Source organism: Sphingobacterium corticibacter, from assembly GCF_003076635.1.
Taxonomy (GTDB): domain Bacteria; phylum Bacteroidota; class Bacteroidia; order Sphingobacteriales; family Sphingobacteriaceae; genus Sphingobacterium; species Sphingobacterium corticibacter.
Genome location: NZ_QDKG01000002.1, coordinates 407,874 through 432,375, shown reverse-complemented (window position 1 = coordinate 432,375; position 24,502 = coordinate 407,874). Strand labels below are relative to the sequence as shown.

Here is a 24,502-nt window from a genome sequence, read left to right as displayed (position 1 = left end):
GTGTATATACTAGCCGATTATGAACGAACCTAGAATTATTGAATTACCCAAGATTTTAGATAATCGCGGAAACTTATCTTTTTTCGAAAACAATAAACAAATACCTTTCGACATAGCACGAACGTATTGGATATATGATGTGCCAGGAGGAGAAACACGAGGCAGTCACGCCTTTCGTCAACAGCAAGAGTTCATCATTGCGTTGTCGGGCAGTTTCGATATCGTACTTAACGATGGAGAAAAAGAGGTGAAATACGCGATAAATAGATCGTACTATGGCCTGTATGTTCCGAATATGTATTGGCGACGTTTAGAAAACTTTTCTACCAATTCACTAGCCTTAATCGTTTCAGATATGTCGTATAATAGTGAGGATTATATTCGAGACTTTAACATTTTTAAGAATGAAAATTCAAAAATCTAATTCAACAAGCATGTTTCTTGTAGATGATTGTGAAGTGATAGATCTGGAGGTCTTACATCAAGATCGGGGAAGCCTGACTGCCCTTGAAAACCAGTCTTCGATCCCTTTTTCTGTAAAAAGAGTATATTATCTCTATGATGTCCCATATGGTGCAGATCGTGGAGGACACGCCCATTATAAGCTACAGCAATATGTCATGGCAGCAAGCGGCTCCTTTACATTCGTACTAGATGATGGGAAAAATAAAAGAGAGATTTTTCTAAATAGCCCTCAAAAAGCGCTCCATATCAGACCTGGCATTTGGCGTGAGATGAAAGATTTTTCGAGCGGTAGTATTTGTTTAGTGCTCGCCTCCGAGCTTTACGATGAGAGCGATTATATCAGGGATTATAATAATTTTTTAAGAAGTAGAAATGGCTAAAATTCATCCAACAGCGGACGTACAGACATCAAAAATTGGAGAAGGTAGTTTTATTTGGCAATTCTGTGTCATACTTGCTGAAGCTACAATTGGACAAAATTGTAATATCAATAGTCACGTTTTTATTGAGAACGATGTGATCATTGGAAATAACGTAACCATAAAATCCGGCGTTCAAATATGGGATGGAGTTAGACTGGGAGACAATGTTTTTATTGGTCCAAACGTTACTTTCACAAATGATTTAGTTCCGAGATCGAAACAATATCCTCAGAGTTTTGAACAAACAATAATTGAACACGGAGCGTCGATAGGAGCTAATAGCACCATCATCGCCGGAGCTACGATAGGCCCATTTGCATTTATCGGTGCTGGAAGTGTCGTTACCAAAAGCATTCCGGCACATCATGTTTATTACGGCAATCCTGCAAAACACCGCGGTTACGTCACTGAAGATGGAAAGCTGCTCGATTTTAACGGGTATTGTAAAGAAGGAAATGGATACGATATAGAAAAATATAAATGATTAAGTTTTTAGATTTACAAAAAATAAACCTGACCTATCAGGATCAAATTGAAGCCAGAATGCTTACCGTATTCCGAAGAGGCTGGTACTTATTAGGAGAAGAGGTTGTTAATTTTGAGAATTCGTTAAAATCTTATATCCAAGCACCACATGTTATTGGCGTGGCCAACGGGTTAGACGCACTTAGGCTAATTTTTAGAGCCTATATTGAGATGGGGGTGATGAAAGCTGGAGACGAGGTGATCGTTCCTGCCAATACATACATAGCTTCTGTTCTAGCGATCTCGGATAATGATTTGATCCCAGTATTCTGTGAACCCAACGAAAGCACGTTTAATATTGATATCAATCAAATCGAAAAACATATTACAGCGCGCACTAAAGCGATACTTCTGGTCCACTTGTATGGGCGCGTGGTTTTCTCTGAGGGATTAGCTCAATTAGCTGCGCAAAAAGGGCTAAAGATTATCGAAGATAATGCACAGGCGATTGGAGCTGTTTGGAATGAGATAAAAACAGGTGCGCTAGGGGATGCTGCTGGATTTAGTTTTTATCCCGGTAAAAATCTAGGCGCATTGGGAGATGGTGGAGCGGTTTCTTGCAAAGATGAGTCTTTAGCAAAAACTATTCGTGCTATTGCGAACTATGGATCTAATCAGAAATATATAAACATGTACAAAGGTCTGAACTCTAGATTAGATGAAATTCAGGCGGCTGTATTAGATGAAAAATTAAAATTTATAGATCAAGATAATGCACGTAGAGCAGAAATTGCGCTATATTATTCTGCTCACATTACAAATAAGCAGATCATATTGCCAGAGCATCCACTTCAACAAGAGGAGCATGTTTGGCATTTGTATGTAATACGTACCAAAAGCCGGGATAGACTTCAGCAATATTTGACAGATAATGGTATACAAACACTGATCCATTATCCTATTCCTCCTCATAAACAAGCTGCTTATAAAGAGTACAATAATCTCACATTTCCGATTACGGAACAGATTCATGAGGAAGTTTTAAGCTTGCCGATCAGTCCTATATTACTGGATTCCGAAGTAGCAACCATTGTCGACTCACTAAATAATTTCAGGTTAGATTAGTTGCACTCGTGTACTGGAGACAGCCGCAAATACTAAATGATAAAAAGATAATCATTCATGAAGCAGTCAATGTTCAAAACCATTACTTTCTTCTATCCAAGTCATGTGTTGGGTGGGGCAGAACTGCTGTTTTTACGACTCGCGCGAGAATTATCAGAAATACACTTATCCAAAGTAAAAATTCAATATGTAGATTACGAAGACGGGTACGTAGCCAATGAAATTTCCAAAAGCGGCGATAATATAAATTTGATACCTTTTACTGGCAACAAACCGTTATATTTTTCAAAAAGGAATTTACTTATTACCCCATTGTCATCAATATTTGACATTTGTCGCCACTTTTTCGGTGGAACGAAGATCCTTTTTTGGTCGATTCATCCCATAGGTCTTAAGGCAATGATCGATATCTACAGCAAAAATTTAACTGGAAGCAATTATAACATCTATGGAGAGGATCTTTCTAACCTGATCTCATTAGGTGGTGTACATTTTATGGATGGTCCTAACCTAGACATACAGAAAAATTTATATGAATTTGAGATAAGCAATAGAAAGTTCTTGCCTATTTTCTGCAGAACCCCCTTGATTAAGAAAGATTACGGTAGTAATTCATCACCTAAAAAAAACATATCACTCGGCTGGCTCGGAAGACTTTCTACAGAAAAGGTAACTGCCTTAGCGAATATAATTGATCATTGCAACAATTATCTAACTTCAAACACGGATGAAAGTATCGACTTTCATATCATCGGCGAGGGAGATAAGATGTCCCTTATTCGCTCAAAAGAAACAGTATCAAACCTTAACTTACGCTTTTTAGGCACGTTATCTGGCGACGATTTAGATAGGTATTTAATTGAAAAAGTCGATTTAGTATTTGCAATGGGTACCTCCGCATTGGAAACTTCCTTGCTAAATATACCTACCATACTCGTCGATTTTTCATATATAGATATTCCCCTAACCAACCGATTTCGCTTTGTACATGAATCGGTAGAATATTCTGTTGCTGATGAGTATCATGATGAAAATATATACCCCCACGATTTTAGTAGTTTGATGAATAAAATTGCTAATGGAAATATTGAAAATGATGCGATACAAGGCTTGCATTACGTCAAGAATAATCATTCTAAAGAATCTGTCATTGAGTCGATAAAATCGATTACCGAACGTATATCATTGAATTTGAACACGGTACGAAGATCAAAATTTGGTTACAGCCTAATTAGAATAATGGTTAGGTCTTTATTTTATAATACGAAAAGATGGTTAAAAATCTAGTGATTTTCGGAACTAGACCCGAAGCGATAAAGATGGCTCCCTTAATCAAGGAGTTTGAACAACGTGATCAATTCGACACGAAGGTTTGTGTTACCGCTCAACACCGTGAGATGTTAGATCAGGTATTGACTTTCTTCGATATTACGCCGGATTATGATTTGGATTTAATGACTGCGGGACAAACCTTACATGGTCTTACCGCTAGAATTATTAATGGCTTAGAATCTGTATTAGACGATTATCACCCAGATTTTGTTTATGTACATGGTGACACAACTACGTCTATGGCCGCCAGTATCGCAGCTTTTTATTCAGGAGCAAAAGTTTGCCATGTGGAGGCTGGCTTAAGAACATTTGTTAAGTCTTCACCATTTCCAGAGGAAATAAATCGGCAGATTACCGGTCGGATAGCAGATTATCATTTTGCGCCCACAGAAACTTCCAAAAAAAACCTTTTGCTTGAAAACATTGATGATCAAAATATTTTGATCACTGGCAACACCGTAATTGATGCCCTACATTACAGTACAAAAAAAGCTATTTTACTGGAGACTGATGAAATTAATGCGTTAAAGAAACTCATCACCAACAAAAAAAAGATTATTTTAGTTACCGGTCATCGACGAGAAAACCATGGTAAAGGCTTTGAAAATATCTGCAATGCATTGTCTAACATTGCCAATTCCAACAGAGATGTACAAATCATCTATCCGGTGCACCTTAATCCAAAAGTTAAAGACACTGTCTACGACTTACTCAGCTCTGTAGAGAATATACACCTGATACCTCCATTATCTTATGAAGCCTTTATATGGTTAATGAGCCATTCGTACATAATTCTTACGGATTCTGGAGGAGTTCAGGAAGAGGCGCCAAGTTTAGGCAAGCCGGTACTGGTTTTACGGGAGAATACCGAGAGGCCAGAAGCTGTAGATGCAGGAACTGTACTATTAGTGGGAACAGACACCGACAAAATTATTCGTGAAACTACGGAGTTACTTAATGATAAAAAGAGATATCAAGCTATGGCTGAACTTCATAATCCTTACGGTGACGGAAAGGCTTGCGCTAGGATTGCCGACTTTATTGAACAAATAACACATAAATAGAGATGATTTTATTCTTAGCAACATATCCAACAGAATCCAGTGAGAAAGATGGTATGGTTCAAAGAATTGCCAGTATCGACGCGCAATTCGCTGATCGAGAACGCGCTTACTTAACTATATACAATCGAAAAAAAACAAAAAAAATCATCGAACGCCGCGGATTACTGACGCTCTACTCCCTCAGTCTTGTTAGAGACTTTTTTCTTATACTCCGCCTATTTTTTTCTGCTTCTAATATTTACATACATTCATTATACAATGTGCCAACATATGTATTCTTCTTTTTATACCTCGTAAAGCGCCCTATAATTTTAGACGTTCATGGAGTGGTTCCAGAAGAAAATGAATTTATGGGATATCACCATTATTTTGAGCATTTTAAGAAAATTGAGGAGAGATTGTTTAAGATGAGTAATTTGAAAATAGTTACCATTACGGACGCTATGACCAAATACTATAAGGAGAAATATCCAAATGCCAAATTCTCAAGTCTCAAATATTCTATATTTCCTGCTCATCTTCAAGAATCGCCACCACAGCCCAAGCCGATAGAGGATGAGACCATTAACTTTGTATACGCAGGCAATTTACAAAAGTGGCAGAATGCAGAAATGATGCTTGAAAGCATCGCTAAATTAGCACGTAACAGTAACTATCATTTTTATATTCTTACTGGAGAATTAGAAGAGATGGTCTCTTTAGTTCGCGAAAAAATTGGAGAAATCAATAATGTAGAAGTATTAAGTGTTTCTCCCACAGAATTGAAGAACTACTACGAAAAATGTCACTATGGATTTGTTCTACGAGACGACATCATTGTCAATAGAGTTGCTTGTCCGACAAAGTTAATAGAATACATGTTTTATGGGATTACACCCATTGTATTGAGCGAAAATATGGGTGATTTCAATAGCCTTGGCTATGAATTTGTCAGAGTAAATGAATTGAACAATCTAAAAGCAAGGAAAAGTACGATCAACATAGAGATCATTAAAAAGATGCAAGTTGAAAATCGATCAGTAAATTTTCGAAGTTTACTATAGACTTACTATTTCTAATTAGCCAAGAATTGAAACCTATCCGTTAACATGCCAACCGTCTCCGTAATTGTACCGAACTATAACCATGCTCCTTACCTAGAGCAGCGAGTAAATTCTATACTCAATCAAACTTATCAAGATTTTGAGCTCATTATAATGGATGACTGCTCATCGGACGAGAGCAGAAGTGTCATAGATCAATATGCTAACCACCCGAAGGTGTCACATATTGTTTATAACGAGAAGAATTCGGGAAGTACTTTTAAGCAATGGGAGAAAGGTATTGCGCTTGCAAAAGGAGAGTGGATTTGGATCGCAGAAAGTGACGATTGGGCAGAGCCCAATTTTTTGGAAGAATTGATAAGCCAAACTAACGGCTCCCCAAACACAAATTTGGCGTTCACTCAGCTATATTTGGTACAAGAGGAACCTAAATACATCAGCGCTAGATTCGAGGGAAAAAACTTACACAATACGATAGGCGGCTTAAATTTTGTCCAAAATCATATGTTGCCTCATTTAAGTATTTGGAACGCTAGCCAAGCCATATTCAAGAAAGCTGCATTTTATAAGGTTTCTTCAGAATACTTGAAGTATAAACTTTGTGGCGACTGGATTTTTTGGAGTGAAATTAGTTTACTCGGCGACGTTTTTGTCAGCGGTAAGTTTCTCAGTTATTTCAGAAAACATGCAGCAGATGTTACTACTAAGACAACTGCTTCAGGGCTTCGATTTAAGGAAGAACTACAAGCAATCACGTACCTGAATGAGCTTCTACAAGGGTTTGTACATAAAGGAGGAATCTTTGCCTACCATTTCAGCAACTTCTATAGTGTGAGACACAAGGTTCCTAAACAGGCTTACCAAGAAATATATACGATGTACTCAGAAAAAGTTCCTTTAAAAGAAAGGATTATTAGACAATGTCGTGCTATCGCAGGAGAATTATGGAAAAGATAAGCGAGACACAACATCCATTAGTTTCTGTCATTGTCCCGATCTACAATGTAGAAAAATATCTAGCGCATTGTTTGGAAGACATTTTGGCACAATCCTATCCAAACCTTCAAATTATTTTAGTGAATGATGGATCAAAAGATTCAAGCGGATCAATCTGCGACGATTTTGCAAAGAAAGATGCGCGCATTAAGGTTATTCACCAAGAAAATGCTGGCGTTTCAGCAGCCAGAAACACGGGGCTAGATCATGCAAATGGCATGTACATCTCCTTTATTGATAGCGATGATCGTGTACACACTCGATTTATCGAGTTGTTACTTAATTTTATCGGGTCTAATAAGCTGATAACTTGCGGATATGAACTGTTTGATCAAGATTTTGAAGTTAATCCTACTGACCAGATCAACGTCAGTCAAATCGAGATACAAAACCTATCAGATCCATTAAAAAAATTGGTAGATATTTTCGACATACTTTTTGTCGTTCCTTGGAACAAGCTGTATGCAAAAAGTTTATTTGATCAAATTCGATATCCTTCAGGCAGAGTACACGAAGATGAATTTGTAATACACGAGATCCTACATCAAGTAGATGTCTCCTGTTATATGGATATTCCTTTGTATTATTACCGCCGTCGCGCAGGAAGCATTACTGCTGATGAGACAAACGCAGCTGGCTTTGTAGATAAAACAGAAGCCATCTATAACCGTAGAAATTTCTTTATAGACCTAGGCCGCAATGACGACGCTTCAGCATTAGATTCCGCGTTATTGAAACGATTTGTTTTGCCAACTATCAAAAACACAAACCACATTTGGTCAGAATACAGCTTACGAGACATTTATACAAACGATACTTTGGGATTATCAACACGATTAATACTGTTGATAAAGAAAACATGCTATCCTTTATATGTTGCGATGGTAAAAATAGGTCGTAAACTTTCAAAATAGTTGTTTTTCAATCTACAAAAACACCATGAAACTAATCTCTTTTGTTCTTCCGGCATATAAAGCAACGTATCTTGAGCAAGCAATTTCAAGTATCCTGCATCAATCTTACGAAAATTGGGAGCTTATTGTCGTAGATGATACTTCGCCCGAAAACTTAAAGGTCATCGTTGATTCTTTTGAAGATTCTCGCATAAAATATTATCGCAACCCAAAGAACATCGGTGGTAATGATCTTGTAAAACAATGGAATCACTCCATTACTTTTGCGCAAGGAGAATATATAGTCCTAGCGGCGGATGATGATATCTATCATCCAAACTTTTTGCAAACTATGGTGGACCTTTCCGTAAAATACCCCGCCGTAGACATTGTAAGAGCCAAAACATCCATCATCAATGAACACAATGAAGTGTCGATAACTGATGAAACGATATCCGAATACTGTAGTAAACATGAGTTTCTATACCATTGGTTACGCGCTACGATTTTTACGTGTATTGGCAATTACATGTTTAAAACTACTGTATTAAAGAGCAAAGGCTTTATAAATTTTCCATCTGCATTCTGCTCAGATGCTGCAACAGCAATTATGATGGCCGAAAATGGCATAGCAAATACAGATCACGCGCTATTTTCGTTTAGGATATCTGGTATACATTTATCAAGTGACAGACGCCAGCTAGATAACAAGCTGCTAGCAACGACCCTATTTTATCGTTGGCTACTTGCCTTGAATTACGAGAAACCTGTTGAAGAAAGAGATCAGTTCTTTTTTTACGAAAACAACTCGAAATACATCCAGAAAAAGTGCCTTTACGATTACTACAATCAGGTTATCAAATATTTGCCCTGGTACAAATTTTGGAAAATAAGCCAATGTGAATTACTTTCCATACGAGATAAGAGCATTACACTGGGCCGATTTTTCTATAACAAAGTATTTAGGCGCTAAAGGAATACGAATAATAGTTGCTTGATCAACCCTGTTTTCTGAGAAAATTTCTAAATTATTGATAACAAAAATTAAAGCTATATTTACAAAACGATATCGCAATGCACAAAAATAGTATACCTCTTGTCTTAGCTTTCACGCCTAACTACTATGTGCCCGCATGTACTTGCTTGGTTTCTATTCTTGAATCTTCCAATTTCAAGGGTTCTTTTCATGTAATTTGTTTACTTACTGAAGAACTAAACGATGAAATGAGAAACTCTTTAGCAGAGTTGATCGGGCCCACCAACACCTTGTCTTTCCTAAACTTAGCTGGTAAAATCGCTGATGATATCTACGTTGACGAGAAATACACTGTTGCGGCAAACTACCGTTTGTTACTACCCGATCTTCTCCCTGAATTTGACACCATCATTTACATAGACTGTGACATAATTGTTCGCAATGATCTCGCAGAACTTTTTCATTCGGTAGATCTAACAGGCCACTATATGGCAGGAGTTTTCGAAGCAACATTAGATTTTCAGAAAGAGCATATGTTGGCCATTGGTTGCGATCCTGGAAAATACATAAATTCTGGGCTGCTACTGATGAATTTGCGTGAACTTCGCCAAGATAATATGAGTGCTAAATTTTTAGACGCATTACGTTTTCCCGGTTTAGAATTTCCAGACCAAGACGTTATCAATCAGTTATGTGCCGGCAAGATAATAGGTTTACCACCTTATTGGAATAGTATTCGTACATTTTTTATACCTGCTTACAAGGATAATTTTTTACAGTTTTACAGCGAGGATGATTGGATAAACGTTCAACAAAAAGGTAATATTCACTATACAGGTCCGAAACCTTGGAATACGTTTACCGTGGCTTTTGATATTTGGTGGAAATATTATAACAACTTACCAAACTCTATCAAGAAATTCAATAACTATAGCTCTAGGATTCGATTGCTGGCCGCAATCTACGCAACCTCGTTGGGTAAAAATTTGTTGGAAGGTGTTCGTAAATTTATACGGCGTTGAATGAATCAAAGCACATGAGAAAACATGCTTACCTTATTGTTGCCCACCACGAATTCGATGTGCTAACATGCCTTGTGGCTGCTTTGGATGACGAAAGAAACACTATTTTCATTCATTTTGACAAAAAAGTGCCTGCTATTCCAAATCTCGTTTGTCGCTACGCAGAATTAATCGTATTGGATAATCGAATTGATGTTAGATGGGGAGATGTGAGCCAGATCAAAGTAGAGTTGTTACTTTTCAATACCGCATTCAAACATGATGAATATGCATACTATCATTTGATGTCTGGAGTAGATATGCCCTTGAAATCTCAAGACTACACTCATGCATTTTTCGAACACAACCTTGGTACAGAATTCATCGGTTTTACATCTGGAGATATTTCAAAAGAATTGGAACGAAAGGCAAAAAGATACCATCTTTTTTCAAAACATTTCGTCAGGAAGAAAGGGTTTATCCAGTTCGTTAGACGTGCAGTAAGAGCTGCTTTCATGCAATTGCAGATCACATTGAATCTATACAGATCTAAAAGCATTGAATTAAAAAAAGGTACAAACTGGGTTAGTGTTACACATAATTTCGTTGGTCATCTACTGACTCAGGAGCACCATGTATTAAAGACTTACCAGCATACGTTTTGTGCAGACGAGATCTATAAACAGACCATTTGTTGGCATTCGCCTTTTCACAAACAAATCTATGATATACAAGACGAAGGTCGAGGCAGTTTACGGTTGATCGGTTGGGAAAATGGACAGATAAATGATTTTACCAATAAAGATTACGAAAAATTAATCCATTCACCATTACTGTTTGCTCGAAAGTTTAACAGCAAAAACATGGATATTGTCCACAAAATTCTTAAAAAGGTTAGTAATTAAAATCAGGATCTTTTATGATTAGTCAACCTCTCATCAGCATAATAACACCTATTTTCAATGCAGAAAAGACATTGCCGACCTGCTTACAAAGTTTAAGTCTTTTGGCGTACGAAAATATTCAGTTTGTATTCGTAGATGATTGCAGTTCGGATAACGGAAAAAAATTAGTAAAAACTTTTTTAAATGATAGGGAAGAGGATAACCTTTCACTATTGATACAGCACCAAAACAATAAAGGTGCCGCTGCAGCGCGCAATACGGGTTTAGATCATGCCAAAGGTGAGTATATCTATTATGTGGATGCAGATGATCAGCTGGAGCCAAACACCATAAACGATGCCGTATTGCTCGCTGTGAAAACAGATGCTGATATCGTCGGATTCAATTGGTATCTAGCGTTTGACAAAAATAAGCGTAAAATGACGCAACCTACATTTACGTCTCCAACAGATGCGTTGGTAAAGATGATGAGTGGTTCGATGCGTTGGAATCTTTGGCTTTTTCTCGTCAAGCGTTCTTTGTACGAGGATAACCAAATCCGATTTATTCCAGGTATGAATATGGGTGAAGATTTGATGGTGATGATAAAGCTTTTTGCTGTGGCTAATACCGTTTCATACCTAGATCAGTATTTATATCATTATCGTCAATCAAACAATGATTCGCTCACAAAGACTTATTCTGAGGCGCATATGCTACAAGTAAGCAATAATGTAAATCAAGCTGTCATTTTCTTGAAGGAAAAGTCGCTAACTTTCGATTTGGAAAAATTTACAGCATTCCTTAAATTGAACATTAAGTTGCCGCTATTAATTTCTAACAAAACAAGTCAGTATCGAAGATGGCAGAGCTGGTTTCCAGAGGTCAATCAATATGCAGGTAAAAATAAGGATAACTCCTGGCGAACTCGCCTTTTAGAGCGATGGGCTCTATCTGGAAAATTTTGGTTGATAAAATTATATTATTACCTAGTAATCCGTGTGGTGTATGGTATCATCTATAAATAACTATCAATGATTCGTCTCCCATTATATATAATTGTCGGGATACTGACAAGTTTCTTTTTATTTCCATTTAGCTTCACGTTTATTCCTCAAACAATAAACACCAAAATTATGATAGGTCTTTTAGGGGCAGTCATGATGGTGTTCAATACGATTCGTAAAGAAAAGTTGACCATGACTTCGGGAATATTAGGTTCTATCGCATTTTCTTTTACTTTCTCTCTTATCTGTTTTATTACGGCCGATATAAATAATACGAAAGATTTCGCCTATGCCACTTATGTAATCAGTCTCGTGCTTTGGCTATTTGGTGCTTACGGTTTATGTTCATTATATCGCTTGATTCACGGGCAAACCAGTTTTCGCTTAGTAACGTATTATCTGGCTGCGGTTTGTGCTAGTCAATGTATTATCGCTCTGATGATCGATAACATCCCAGCCATTCAAATTTTCGTGGATTCATTCGCCGTACAGGGTCAAGAGTTCTACGAAGAGGTCGATAGACTCTATGGTGTTGGTGCTGCGCTAGATCCTGCAGGTGTGCGTTTTTCAGTAGTCCTCATTATGATTGCTGCAACGCTCAATCACGATGTTACTACGCGAAAAAGCATCACCAACATTTTATTCTTGTTACTATCTTTCTTTATTATCGCTGTAGTTGGCAATATTATTTCACGAACAACCATACTTGGATTGAGCTTGGCCTCTGGGTATTTTATATTATTTTCGGGAGTTTTTCGATTACGTATCACGCAAGACGCCATAAAACTCGCTACATGGTTTGCCTTATTTCTTGTTTCTGCTGTCATGATTAGCGTTTTCCTTTACGAAACAAACGAAGCTTTTTATAAATATATGCGCTTTGCTTTTGAAGGATTTTTTAACTGGGTTGAGCAGGGCGAGTGGCGTACCGATTCTACAGATAAACTTAATTCAAATATGTGGATCTGGCCAACAGATTTTAAAACTTGGATGATCGGTAGTGGCCTATTTGATGGATTCATCTACAGCACTGATATTGGATACTGTCGGTTTATTCTATATTGTGGACTTATCGGTTTTTCTGTTTTTGCGTTATTTTTCGTCTATCTACCAATGTATTTTGCCAGAGCAAATCCACAATATACCATTATGTTTTTACTGATGATGGCACTTAGTTTTATGATTTGGGTAAAGGTGGCTACAGATATATTCCAGTTTTATGCCTTATTCTTTTGCCTAGATAGATTTGTAAATGATCGTGTACCATTCCAAAACCGAAGCTATGAAAATCGCGTATTGCATCCTCGGTACATATAATTCTGGTGGGATGGAGCGCGTATTGGCAAACAAAGCCAATTACCTTGCGAAGCTGGGTCATGAGGTCACTGTAATTACTACCGATCAGCAAGGAAGAGGTTCGTATTATTCTCTAGACCCGAAGATTCGATCTTTTGATTTGCAAATCAATTACACAGATGACCTAAATTACGGCTTGGCTATGCGATTGGTTTCTTACGCTCGCAAACAAAGAATCCACCGAAAAAAATTGAGCTTACTATTAAAAGAGAAACCACAAGACATTGTTATTTCTCTTTTTGATCACGACGTCACTATTCTTTCTCGTTTAAGAGATCGTAGTAGAAAGGTCTTAGAAATTCATTTTTCGCGCTACAAAAGACTTCAATATAATAGAAAGGGAGTATGGAGATGGCTTGACAAATTCCGTAGTTATCAAGACCTGAATTTAGTCAAAAAATTTAGCAGATTCGTCGTATTGACCGAAGAAGATAAGGGATACTGGGGTGCGCTCCCCAATATCCATGTTATTCCCAACGCGAATAGCTTTGTTCCGAAAGAACGATCTACAGTACTCAACAAACGTGTAATTGCCGTTGGGCGCTATGATACACAGAAAAATTTTGAAGATTTAATTCATATCTGGAAACTGGTTTCACATTTTTATCCAGACTGGTCTTTGACGATCTATGGTCAGGGTTTTCAGAAACAACTGTTAGAAAATCTAATAGATCAGCTTGATTTGCAAAATTCAGTCACCTTGCATCCGCCTGTGGCGGATATCGAGAATGCTTATGTGGATAGCGCCATATTAGTCATGACTTCTCGCTATGAAGGATTGCCTATGGCATTGCTGGAAGGACAAGCGTGTGGACTTCCTTTGGTCTCTTATGCCTGCAAATGTGGTCCGAGAGATATTATCCACAACGGTGTCAACGGATATCTGATTGAAGAAGGAGACCGAATAGGAATGGCAGATAAATTGACCAAACTAATGGGCAACCACGAACTTCGTAAAGAACTCGGAAATAATGCTGCTGAGATGTCTGAAAATTATGCCGAAGATCTAATTATGAAGCACTGGTTAGATTTATTTAATGAACTGCTACAACCGAATCAAAAAAATGCGTAAAGGAGTAATGTCACAATGAGAAAGACGATTGTCATTTCTGCAGTTAATTTAGTAGAAGCCGGGACTTTAACTATTTTAAAAGATTGCTTGGCCTATCTTTCTACATTGGCAAGTGATCCAGCATACCGTATTGTTGCCATTGTTTATGATAAAGAATTAGCCAAGTTCCCAAATATTGAATACATAGAAACACGCTGGCCCAAAAAGCGCTGGATCAATCGCTTGTGGTATGAATATATCAGTCTAAAATCTGTATCAAAACAAATCGGAAGCATCGATTTGTGGTTCTCTTTACACGATACCACACCAACAGTAATCGCAAAACGGCGTGCAGTGTATTGTCATAATACTTACGCTTTCTATAAGCGTAAAATGCACGATTGGTTGTTCTCTCCAAAAATTGCGGCAATTTCGGCTTTTACTAAATACATTTATCGGACTAACATTCACCAAAACACTTTCTTAGTCGTCCAACAAGTTTGGTTTAGAAATGCTATGTCAGCTATGTTTGGTTTCGACAAAAAAAGTATAATAGTTGCTCCTCCAGAGCATGAAAGCAAAATGCCAATCATAAACGTAGAACAGACATCAGATCAGCTATATCGCTTTATATATGCGGCATCACCAAATAGCCATAAAAATTTTGAAGTGCTTTGCGCAGCTGCAGAAATTTTGGAAAAACGCGGTGTGAAAAATTTTAAAATTCAAATTACCGTTAAAGGTGATGAAAATGCCTATGCAAAATGGTTGTATAAGCACTGGGGAAGCCTTAAAACTATGAATTTTGGTGGCTTTGTGAGCAGAAATGAACTGTTCAAAATCTATGCAGCAAGCAATTGTTTGCTTTTCCCATCCAAAGTCGAGAGCTGGGGACTACCCATTTCAGAATTCGCTCTTTTTGAAAAGCCGATGCTTTTGGCCGATCTTCCATACACACATGAAACAGCAGCAGGAAGCAATAATGTTGCCTTCTTCAACCCTGAAAATGCAAATGATTTGGCAACGCAAATGGAGCGTCTAATTATGGGTGACACCGCATTTCTTACCGCTGTAGAAAGAGAACCTATTGAAGACCCGGTAGCACATAGCTGGAGTGAATTATTTAAAACATTATTACATGGATAGAGATAATCGTCAAAAGGGAAAAATATTGCAGATCGGCAAGTTTTATCCCATTCGTGGTGGCGTCGAAAAAGTAATGTACGACCTTATGCTAGGTTTATCCAAGCGCCAAATCCATTGTGATATGCTATGTGCCAGTACTGAAAATTACGAGGCAAGAGATATACAACTTAATGAATATGCTCGTATAATCATTGTACCGACTCAATTAAAGTTAGCAGCTACGATGTTAGCACCGGCAATGATTTCCAAGCTTCGTAAGATCAAAAAGCATTACGACGCAATACATATTCATCATCCCGATCCGATGGCATGTCTGTCTTTGTTCCTTTCTGGATATCAGGGAAAAGTGGTCTTACATTGGCATAGCGACATTGTAAAACAAAAAAAACTATTGCTGTTGTACAAGCCTTTGCAGCGTTGGCTTATCAAAAGAGCAGATATAATCGTGGGCACATCTCCTACTTATGTACAAGAGTCGCCATTTTTGAAAAAAGTGCAACACAAAGTGACTTACATTCCTATCGGAGTAGAGCCCTTACAGCCACAAAAAAGCATCTCCCAAGTAATCCGTGAAAAATATACTGGTAAAAAAATTATATTTGCTTTAGGTCGCTTAGTAGAATACAAGGGTTATAACCATATGATAGAGGCGATGAAGTTGCTAGATGATAGCTATCTTCTTATCATTGGTGGAAAAGGACCTTTAAAAGAAGATTTACTCGCTTTGATCTCTCGATTAGATATTTGTAATCGGGTTCAACTCCTTGATTATATTGCTGACGATGAGGTTCCTTGTTACTTTGATATCTGTGATATATTCTGTCTAAGCTCTACGCAGAAAACAGAAGCTTTCGCTATTGTACAAATCGAAGCGATGTCGCTCGGAAAACCTGTAGTATCTACTCATATCGAGGGCTCGGGTGTAAGCTGGGTCAATGCTGATGGCGTATCGGGGTTTGTGGTAGAAAAAGAAAATCCGGAAGCGCTAGCAAAAGCTATTCGTCACTTAGCAGAAAATCAAGAAACGTATCAAAAGCTGAGTGCGGGTGCACGGATGCGGTATGAAAGATTATTTACGGACAAATGTATGATCGACAAAACGCTACAGATTTATGAAAATATTGGCCTATAACTAGTATTCAATAATTGTAGCGTATTATCGACAAGTATCTATATTTATTCTGATGCTGATAGAGTCAGTTCTTCAATTCAACACAAAAAGAGCTAGATTTGTTGTTAGGATAAATGGATTCTTTTTATGTCGCATATTTTACCAATAACTATTAAAAACAGTGTTTTTTTCGAGCACGTACTGGAGTACATCAATGCTGGAAAAGAAGTTGTTTTTACAGTTCGAGGTTCAAGTATGAGTCCATTCTTGAAAGAGAAAGATCTTATCACTGTGAAGCCACTAAAAGGAATAACGTTAAAGATTGGACATATTGTTTTAGCCTATTTTGAAAATGGTTATATTCTTCATCGAATAGTCCGTTTAGACAAGCAACATGTTTTTCTGGCGGGTGATGCTAATTTGGTGCAAATAGAAAAAGTAGAGCGTCAGTCGGTAATTGGGTTTCTGTGTGAAGCCACTCGAAACAAAAAAAATGTACCGCTTTATACAAGTCGAGTAATGTGCTTTGCACAATTCTGGTATTATGTACGACCAGTAAGAAGGGTGTGGGCAAAATTGTTTAAACGTAAAATAAATCTATGAAATTAAGAAAAGAGCTTAAACTAAGACAGATCGGAAAAGACTATATCATTGTAGAACCTGGACAGGATAAAGTCGATTTATCAAAAGTTTATACGTTGAACGAAACAGCAGCTTGGCTTTGGCAACAACTACATCCTCAGGAGTTTTCCAAGGAAGATATGGTTGAAAAGCTCTTAGAAGAATACGAGGTGTCAGAAGAACAAGCTAGTAAAGATGTTCAAAAATTGCTAGATGTTTTTATAGCTCAAAATTTGCTGGACAAAAATTATAAGTAAAAGGGTGAAGGCACGAAACGTATTTCTTACTTTGTTGAGATCTGGTCTTTGGAATCAAGCAGTATCTGATTTCGAAGGGTTTCCCTTGTCTTCCAATCAATGGCAAGATGTGTTTCATATGGCCTTAAATCATACTGTCGAAGGGTTATTGTATCAAGGTATGATCACACTACCAGACCACTTATTGCCGCCTCGTTCTTTAATTTTATCCTGGACTGTACGCATGGAGCAGATCGAGCAACGTAACGGGTGGATGGATAAACAAGTTAACGAGCAAATTAATTTTTTTTCAAATCACAATCTTCATCCCCTTCTGCTAAAGGGACAGGGAGTTGCTCGTTGTTACGAAAATCCTAGTGTACGCCTTCCTGGTGACATCGATTGGTTTTTTCAGAACAAAAAAGAATACGACTTGGCTAGAAAGCTCTTAACAGATCAAGGCGTTCAAGTAAAATCTGTCCCTGGTTTTAGTACGTATGCCATCTGGAACGATGCTGAAGTAGAACTACATCGTCGTATGATTGACATTCATAATCCGTTCAAAGCACATTTTACCCAGCAATTATACCGATCTGAAGCAAATCTAACGCAGTCAATTTGGAATAATGGTGATGAATGGCTATTGCCCTCTTCTTTGTTAATGCATGTTTCGGTTTCGATTCATATTCTTAAACATCTGTTGGCTTATGGAATTGGCTTACGACAGTTATGCGATGCTGCCCGTGTTTGCTACACGTATCAAGAGGAGTTGAACTCTGACAAATTATTGACTGTTTACAAAAGATTTGGTGTTCTAAAATTTATCCACGTGTTACACGGGGTATTAGTACAATATCTCGGCCTACCGGAAAATAAACTTCCTTTCCCTTTGGTCAAATATTCGTTTGTAGAAACGATGATGCGAGATGTATGGACTGCAGGAAACTTCGGATTTTCGGCTGATGACTCAGAAACACAAACTGGTAATCGAACGGTATTAAATACACGTTTGTGGAAGAACTTAATGAGATACCTACCTTTTGCGCGTATGGAAGCACTTTCTTTTCCAATGGTACAGTTTTACTCGCGTTTCACTAACTAATCTGCCGTCCATGAATTATACCTATCGACAACAATATGAGTGGGTCAGATCCTTCACACAAAGATATCGAGTACGGTTATCGTTGTATTTTTTATTAGAATTGGTGGGAGTTGCATTATCTCTTCTGTTTGTTTATTGGTCTAAAATTGCGATAGATCGTGCAACAGCAGATTTTGAAAAAGAAATACTTCCGATACTTGTCCTAATCATTGTGGCGGCATTAGGTGGAGTAATTATACGAACTATATCTAGTTGGATTGACGAGAATACGCGGCTAAAAATGACCATTCAACTTCAAAACTTGCTCACCAAAGAGCAGATGCTCTCTAGTTGGAATTCGATCAAAAAAAGACAAACTGGCGATCTAATGATGAGACTTCAGGAAGACAATCGCGATGTGGTACAGATGATCGGCAGTGCGGGGATATCATTCTTTGTTACGATACTAAAATTACTTGCCTCCTTATATTTTTTATGGAGCATGGATCCTATATTAGCCGCAATGATATTAATCATTACACCGTTATTCCTCTTTTCTAAGCTCTACTTTAAAAAGATGCGAAAGCTGAATCAGGAAGCAAAAGCGGCTGATAGTGCTGTAGGAAATATTATTCAAGAAAACCTGCGTTTCCGGATGATTATTCAAGCGCTTGGGTTACTCCCTCATCGAGATGATAAATTGAGAAACGAACAAGCACGACTGCTTCAACTAAAGATGCGTCAAATCAATTTCAATTTAATCAGCAATACAACTGTTAGGATCACCATGAATATTGGATACCTGATTGCTTTTATTTGGGGAGTATACCGGCTTAATCAACACGAGATTTCATTTGGTACGATGACTGCTTTTTTACAGTTAGTAGGACGTATACAAAATCCTATTTTATCAGGGGCAGCCTTTGTTCCTTCCTTAGTACGATTTAGAGTGTCTTTAGATCGTATATTAGAGCTTTTTGAAGATAAAAAAGAAATAAAACCAAAGCCAGTAAAGCTAGAAAGTATTGAGAAAATACGTTTTGAAAATGTATCATTCAAGTACGAAGAGACCAACGTTATCAACAATTTATCTTTTGAGGTATGTGTAGGGAAGCCATTAGCAATATTAGGAAGCAGTGGTCGTGGCAAGACTACGTTGTTACGGCTATTACTTGCTTTGTGCACACCAGATAGTGGCAAAATTTCCTTAGAAGATGGAATTAACACGGTACATTTATTAGATGAAAAACACCGCGAAAACTTCGCTTTTGTTCCGCAAGGAAATTCCTTATTCACTGGCACCATAAGAGAAAATATTGTGGGTTCTCTGCTTGTATCAACTGAAAAGATAGAATCTGCCTTGGAGCTTTCCTCCGCAAATTTTGTACATGACTTACCGCAGGGAATACATACCTTTATAGGAGAATCGGGATATGGATTATCAGAAGGACAGGCGCAACGTATTGCTATAGCTAGAGCTATCATTAGAGACACGCCAGTGTGGCTTTTTGACGAGCCTACATCTGCATTAGATGAGGAAACTTCAGCGCGTCTTATTAAACAATTATTATATGAAGGAAAAAATAAAATCTTGATATTTGTTACGCATGATCTAAAATTAGCGGAATATTGTGATACATCGGTTTACTTGCACTAACTAAAAATGAAGAAAGAAACTAACCAAAACCCTTCTGTGCTACAATCTTTCTATTATACGATAGCAGATTGCTCGATAGAAGTGCAATCTGACACCGAGATAGACCTAGATAGCTTACTTCCTAGCTTCCACGATTTTCGAGTGGAAGTTTCTCAACTTAGGCCGGTTATAAGTCGTGTACTGATCACAAAAGAACGGTTTGATAAACCACCCACTGGAGCAAAGCTCTTGAGTGACATATCCATTATTTGGGGTAATCGTTTTAAGTTTTTCGAAATGGCTGACGAATACGTTACGACAATAATGAGCGCGCATTCTCCAGGAACTTGGTTTATGACGAGTAAAAAAGATTTCTCGCAATCAACAATTCATTGGGTTTACGATTCGGTCGCACCAAAAGAAATCATTAGCTGGTTACTGATGGTCACTTTTGCTCAATCTGCCCTGTTGCATAAAACAATTCTGATCCACGCCTCCGTTATTGAAAGAGGTAAAGAGGCTTACGCTTTTTTGGGGAAAAGTGGAACGGGAAAAAGTACGCACAGTAATTTATGGCTAAAACACATAAATGGCTCGAAGTTGCTCAATGATGATAATCCTGCGGTAAAGATAGAGGAAGATGGCACCGTTCGTATTTATGGGACACCTTGGAGTGGGAAAACTCCGTGTTATCGTAATGCAAGTGCGGATTTACGCGCCATCGTAAGGCTTAAACAAGCTCCTCATAATAAAATGTCTTGGAAATCTGGTCAATTTGCTTTCATTACCTTGTTGCCTAGTTGCTCTGCGCTTCGATGGAATCAGGATCTATTTGCTAGCATGGCAGATCTCGTTGAACACATTGTATCAAATGTAGCCATCGGCGAATTGGAGTGTCTTCCCAATGCAGAGGCCGCATATTTATCTGCTACCGAAATTAAAAATGCTTAATCATAATAAAACATGAAAAAATTACTGTTTTTTACCGCCTTAATATCTCTATTTTCATTACATTCTTGCATCGTGTCCAAGAAAATTGTTTACGTAAAAGATATGAAAGAAGGTGTCGCTTACCCTACGGTTGCAGCGGCTCCAATTCGTATCCAACAAAACGATCGTCTGAGCATAACGGTTAGTTCCAAGAATCCCGAGTTGGCAGCACCATTTAATTTAGACATAGGTAATTACGGTATTGATCCTGACGGACAAGCAAATATCCGAGGTGGACAATCAAATAATACTTTTTTGGTAGATACTGATGGTAGAATTGATTACCCAATCATTGGTTCTTTGAGCGTAGAGGGTCTAACGATTGATGGCGTACGCGATTTAATATGGGAAAATTTGGTCAGTAAAAAATTGATTGCGGAACCCATCGTCAAAGTAGAATTGATAAATGTTAAAATTACTATGATGGGTGAAGTTCGTTCTGTGGGTATACTCGATATTCCGGACACTCGAGTAACACTATTAGATGCATTAGCTCGTTCTGGTGGATTAACTTCTAATGCTGTGCCAAGCAAAGTCAGTGTTATCCGAGAAGAGAATGGTGTACGCAAGATGTATATGAATGATGTTGAATCAACTAACTTATTTAATTCGCCAACATTTTTCTTGCAACAAAACGATATCGTCTACGTACACCCTAAAGGTCCTATTCCGTCAGCAAGAGAAGATAATACCATACGTTATTTAGGACTATTCACTGGTGTAGCAAGTATGATAATATCCATATTAATTCTAATTCGATAATCTCTTTATGTTAAAAGATACAAATATAGCAGGAGCAGAAGACAAGTCTATTAACGTACTTGATTTACTTAAATACCTTTTTGTTCATTGGAAGTGGTTTTTACTTTCAGTACTATTTTTTGGTGGGTATTATTATTATCAATATAGTAAGACACCTTTTGTATACAGCAAAGCTGCTATACTGATGATTAAGACTCCTCAAAATACGAACGTCACAGCGCGATTTACACGTAGCTCTATGATGAATACGGTTAGTGTGGCAAGTGAAATTCTGCAATTGAAATCTAAGGAATTGATGCGGCACACTATTGCAACGATTCAGGGTGATATATCGTATTCAAAAACAGAGGGTTTACGCAATATTGAATTATATAAAGATTCTCCTATCCGAGTGACCTTTACTAAATTAGATCCGGAAGCGCATGCTTCAATGACTATTATTCCAAAGGATTCTAACCATGTAGACTTTCTATTAATGGAAAATGATAACATCATTCATAGCCAAAGGATTAAATTAAGAGAAGAAACTACAACACCTATAGGAAAGCTTACAATATCTTCCAATAAGCTATACAAACCTTCCATCTTTGGTGAGGAAATCACGGTGACGAAGATCCCCAGAGAAACAATGGTGTCCTATTTTCTATCTAGAATGAAGATCGTTCAAATAGAAGATGATGCTGGACTTTTGCAATTAACGTTAGAAGATCATTCTCCAAAAAGAGCGACAGACCTGATCAAAACCCTTATTGAGGTATATAATGAACAAACCGTGGAAGAAAAAAATCGTGTTGCTGTTAGTACGGCTGATTTTATTCGGGAGCGTATTGCCATTATCGAGCGTGATCTAGGTACAGTGGAAACCGACTTAGAACGCATCAAAATGGATAATAAGGGTATGGATGTAAATGAGGCGGCAGGTATGTATATCACTGAAAGTCGTGAATATCTAAATGCCAGTCGTGAGTTAGAGACGCAACTAAGCCTTGCTGAAATGATGCGCGATTATATTTACGATGCCGGTAGATCAGAAAAATTAATTCCTAGCAATATGGGATTGGCAGATCTTAATGTAGACCGTTATATCAGTGATTACAATAGCGCACTATTACGTAGAAATCGCCTGCTAGAAGGTAATAATTCAAACAACCCTTATGTTCAGGAGCTCGATCAGTATTTGAGTTCCAACAGGCAGAATATTGAGCGTGCGGTAGACAATGCTGTATCTGGCCTACAAATTAGAGTAAGAAATGCTCAAAGAGATATGGCCTCAGCGCAAAAAGATGCCATATCAATGCCAGCAAAGCAACGTCAAGTATTGGGGATAGAAAGGAATCAAAAGGTTAAAGAAGAGCTTTACATCTTACTATTAAATAAAAGGGAAGAAAATGCATTAAATCAAGCAATGGCAGATGACAATATCCGTGTCATAGATCCAGCTTCCGGTAGTGATTTTCCTGTTTCTCCTAACAAAGTTCGCAAATTAGCTATTGGTATAGGTATTGGTATTGCTATTCCGACAGCAATTTTGTTATTGATACTTTTCCTAAATACCTCCGTACGTGATCGTAAAGACTTAGAAAAATCATTAACCGTTCCATTTCTAGGCGAAATACCTTTTTCAAAAAACAGTAAGAAGAACGTGCACGTTATCGTAAGAGAACAGGCAACTGATCCAGTAACAGAAACATTCAGAATTTTACGAACCAATATAGACTTCATGTCTAATGGAAAAAGCAAACAGGTAATCACCCTCACTTCTCTCACAGAGGGAGTAGGGAAGACGTTTTGTGCCATTAATTTAGCGACCAGTTTGGCATTCTTAAAGAAAAAAGTTTTGTTGTTAGATCTCGATCTTCGTAAAGGTACATTAAGCGCAAAAGTCAATGTACCAAAAACAAAAGGGGTGAGTCATTATCTTGCTGATCGCAGCGTTTCGCTTCAAGATGTTTTATACAAGAATGAAATCTCTGGTATTGTTGATATTATTCCGATCGGAGTAGTAGCACCAAATCCCGTCGAACTGCTCTTGAGCGATCGCTTAGATAGCTTAATCGCGGAGTTAAAAGAGCTCTATGATTACATTGTGGTAGATAATGTTCCTGTCGGGGTAGTAGCCGATTCCTCTATTATTAACAGAATATCAGAACTGACAATCTTTGTAATTAGGGCAGGTAAGATGGACAAAAGACAGTTACCTGAGATTGAAAACATTTACCAGCAAGGTTTATTGAATAATATGGGCGTCGTGCTCAACGGTATCCGCAAAGGAAGGGCAGGATATGGTTACGGGTATGGATATGGCTACGGATATGGTTATGGATATGGAGCAAAGAAATAATTAGTACTTTAGTGGTATCTTAATGCTACAACATATGATTAGTCAAATTACTTCAGATGTAAGGATTTCGGTGGAGGCAATTTATCAGCCAGAATATTCCAATCCAGATAATCTTCATTTCATGTTTGCTTATCGTATTACGATAGAAAACCAGAGCCTAGACACAATTCAACTGATTAGGCGCCATTGGGATATTTTTGATACCATAGGAGATCATAAACAAGTGGATGGGGAAGGTGTGGTCGGTGAACAACCAATCCTTGAATCGGGACAAATCCATCAATATGCTTCTGGTTGCAATTTACGTAGCGATATGGGATATATGCAAGGATTTTATGAGATGCAGCGCTTATCGGATGGTGAACTATTGGCCGTTGCTATACCAAGATTTAATCTCATAGCCGATTTTAGGATGAACTGATATATATACATTTCATCGTCATCTTATATACTTGCATCTTTTCGTTAAGGGGATTTAACAATCTCTTGTCGAATTAT

Annotated in this window: 25 protein-coding genes; all 25 read left to right on the top strand. The window is 37.8% G+C overall.

Annotated features, from left to right (window positions below; translation table 11 throughout):
- The first annotated feature begins 19 nt into the window (after nucleotides 1-19).
- Complete coding sequence (locus DC487_RS07885; protein ID WP_116775412.1) at nucleotides 20-424, top strand: sugar 3,4-ketoisomerase; 405 nt, start codon at nucleotides 20-22, stop codon at nucleotides 422-424.
- Nucleotides 405-845, top strand: a complete 441-nt coding sequence (locus DC487_RS07880) for a sugar 3,4-ketoisomerase (RefSeq protein ID WP_239016341.1) — start codon at nucleotides 405-407, stop codon at nucleotides 843-845. The genes DC487_RS07885 and DC487_RS07880 overlap by 20 nt, the downstream gene beginning before the upstream one ends.
- On the top strand, nucleotides 838-1,371 hold the full coding sequence (locus DC487_RS07875; protein ID WP_116775411.1) for an acyltransferase: 534 nt from the start codon (nucleotides 838-840) through the stop codon (nucleotides 1,369-1,371). Before DC487_RS07880 ends, DC487_RS07875 begins: the two co-directional genes overlap by 8 nt.
- On the top strand, nucleotides 1,368-2,477 hold the full coding sequence (locus DC487_RS07870) for a DegT/DnrJ/EryC1/StrS family aminotransferase (protein WP_116775410.1): 1,110 nt from the start codon (nucleotides 1,368-1,370) through the stop codon (nucleotides 2,475-2,477). Before DC487_RS07875 ends, DC487_RS07870 begins: the two co-directional genes overlap by 4 nt.
- A gap of 57 nt (nucleotides 2,478-2,534) precedes the next feature.
- Nucleotides 2,535-3,764, top strand: a complete 1,230-nt coding sequence (locus tag DC487_RS07865) for a glycosyltransferase family protein (protein WP_133228455.1) — start codon at nucleotides 2,535-2,537, stop codon at nucleotides 3,762-3,764.
- Nucleotides 3,749-4,873 (top strand): non-hydrolyzing UDP-N-acetylglucosamine 2-epimerase, encoded by a 1,125-nt coding sequence (gene wecB / locus DC487_RS07860; protein ID WP_116775408.1) that lies wholly within the window; start codon nucleotides 3,749-3,751, stop codon nucleotides 4,871-4,873. The genes DC487_RS07865 and wecB overlap by 16 nt, the downstream gene beginning before the upstream one ends.
- A 2-nt stretch (nucleotides 4,874-4,875) precedes the next feature.
- A complete protein-coding gene (locus tag DC487_RS07855) occupies nucleotides 4,876-5,916 on the top strand; it encodes a glycosyltransferase family protein (RefSeq protein ID WP_116775407.1) in 1,041 nt (346 codons plus the stop codon).
- A 45-nt stretch (nucleotides 5,917-5,961) separates the two neighbouring features.
- Complete coding sequence (locus tag DC487_RS07850; RefSeq protein WP_116775406.1) at nucleotides 5,962-6,873, top strand: glycosyltransferase family 2 protein; 912 nt, start codon at nucleotides 5,962-5,964, stop codon at nucleotides 6,871-6,873.
- Nucleotides 6,861-7,826, top strand: a complete 966-nt coding sequence (locus DC487_RS07845) for a glycosyltransferase family 2 protein (protein ID WP_165799044.1) — start codon at nucleotides 6,861-6,863, stop codon at nucleotides 7,824-7,826. Before DC487_RS07850 ends, DC487_RS07845 begins: the two co-directional genes overlap by 13 nt.
- A gap of 25 nt (nucleotides 7,827-7,851) precedes the next feature.
- Nucleotides 7,852-8,778 (top strand): glycosyltransferase family 2 protein, encoded by a 927-nt coding sequence (locus DC487_RS07840; RefSeq protein WP_116775404.1) that lies wholly within the window; start codon nucleotides 7,852-7,854, stop codon nucleotides 8,776-8,778.
- 101 nt (nucleotides 8,779-8,879) lie between these two features.
- Nucleotides 8,880-9,803 carry a glycosyltransferase family 8 protein gene (locus tag DC487_RS07835; RefSeq protein WP_116775403.1) on the top strand — a complete coding sequence of 308 codons (924 nt, stop codon included), beginning with the start codon at nucleotides 8,880-8,882 and terminating at the stop codon, nucleotides 9,801-9,803.
- A 14-nt stretch (nucleotides 9,804-9,817) separates the two neighbouring features.
- Nucleotides 9,818-10,687, top strand: a complete 870-nt coding sequence (locus DC487_RS07830; protein ID WP_116775402.1) for a beta-1,6-N-acetylglucosaminyltransferase — start codon at nucleotides 9,818-9,820, stop codon at nucleotides 10,685-10,687.
- Nucleotides 10,688-10,701: 14 nt separating this feature from the next.
- Nucleotides 10,702-11,694 carry a glycosyltransferase family 2 protein gene (locus DC487_RS07825; RefSeq protein ID WP_116775401.1) on the top strand — a complete coding sequence of 331 codons (993 nt, stop codon included), beginning with the start codon at nucleotides 10,702-10,704 and terminating at the stop codon, nucleotides 11,692-11,694.
- 108 nt (nucleotides 11,695-11,802) lie between these two features.
- On the top strand, nucleotides 11,803-12,990 hold the full coding sequence (locus DC487_RS07820; RefSeq protein WP_207774339.1) for a hypothetical protein: 1,188 nt from the start codon (nucleotides 11,803-11,805) through the stop codon (nucleotides 12,988-12,990).
- Entirely contained in the window at nucleotides 12,956-14,101 is a 1,146-nt protein-coding gene (locus tag DC487_RS07815) for a glycosyltransferase family 4 protein (RefSeq protein WP_116775400.1), read from the top strand. Before DC487_RS07820 ends, DC487_RS07815 begins: the two co-directional genes overlap by 35 nt.
- 15 nt (nucleotides 14,102-14,116) lie before the next feature.
- Nucleotides 14,117-15,226: a glycosyltransferase gene (locus tag DC487_RS07810; protein ID WP_116775399.1), complete on the top strand. Its 1,110-nt coding sequence runs from the start codon at nucleotides 14,117-14,119 to the stop codon at nucleotides 15,224-15,226.
- Nucleotides 15,219-16,358 (top strand): glycosyltransferase, encoded by a 1,140-nt coding sequence (locus tag DC487_RS07805; protein WP_116775398.1) that lies wholly within the window; start codon nucleotides 15,219-15,221, stop codon nucleotides 16,356-16,358. Before DC487_RS07810 ends, DC487_RS07805 begins: the two co-directional genes overlap by 8 nt.
- A gap of 126 nt (nucleotides 16,359-16,484) precedes the next feature.
- Nucleotides 16,485-16,940, top strand: a complete 456-nt coding sequence (locus DC487_RS07800; RefSeq protein WP_116775397.1) for a S24/S26 family peptidase — start codon at nucleotides 16,485-16,487, stop codon at nucleotides 16,938-16,940.
- Nucleotides 16,937-17,215 carry a PqqD family protein gene (locus DC487_RS07795; RefSeq protein ID WP_116775396.1) on the top strand — a complete coding sequence of 93 codons (279 nt, stop codon included), beginning with the start codon at nucleotides 16,937-16,939 and terminating at the stop codon, nucleotides 17,213-17,215. Before DC487_RS07800 ends, DC487_RS07795 begins: the two co-directional genes overlap by 4 nt.
- Nucleotides 17,216-17,219: 4 nt before the next feature.
- Nucleotides 17,220-18,296, top strand: coding sequence for a nucleotidyltransferase family protein (locus tag DC487_RS07790; protein ID WP_116775395.1), 1,077 nt, complete (start codon nucleotides 17,220-17,222; stop codon nucleotides 18,294-18,296).
- Nucleotides 18,297-18,306: 10 nt separating this feature from the next.
- On the top strand, nucleotides 18,307-19,932 hold the full coding sequence (locus DC487_RS07785; protein ID WP_116775394.1) for an ABC transporter ATP-binding protein: 1,626 nt from the start codon (nucleotides 18,307-18,309) through the stop codon (nucleotides 19,930-19,932).
- A 6-nt stretch (nucleotides 19,933-19,938) separates the two neighbouring features.
- The gene (locus DC487_RS07780; RefSeq protein ID WP_116775393.1) at nucleotides 19,939-20,862 is read left to right on the top strand and encodes a hypothetical protein; all 924 of its coding nucleotides are present in this window, start codon (nucleotides 19,939-19,941) and stop codon (nucleotides 20,860-20,862) included.
- A 12-nt stretch (nucleotides 20,863-20,874) separates the two neighbouring features.
- Nucleotides 20,875-21,663: a polysaccharide biosynthesis/export family protein gene (locus DC487_RS07775; protein ID WP_116775392.1), complete on the top strand. Its 789-nt coding sequence runs from the start codon at nucleotides 20,875-20,877 to the stop codon at nucleotides 21,661-21,663.
- Between the two features lie 7 nt (nucleotides 21,664-21,670).
- Nucleotides 21,671-24,004: a GumC family protein gene (locus DC487_RS07770; protein ID WP_116775391.1), complete on the top strand. Its 2,334-nt coding sequence runs from the start codon at nucleotides 21,671-21,673 to the stop codon at nucleotides 24,002-24,004.
- Nucleotides 24,005-24,038: 34 nt separating this feature from the next.
- Nucleotides 24,039-24,425, top strand: coding sequence for a Co2+/Mg2+ efflux protein ApaG (gene apaG, locus DC487_RS07765; protein ID WP_116775390.1), 387 nt, complete (start codon nucleotides 24,039-24,041; stop codon nucleotides 24,423-24,425).
- Nucleotides 24,426-24,502 lie beyond the last annotated feature (77 nt).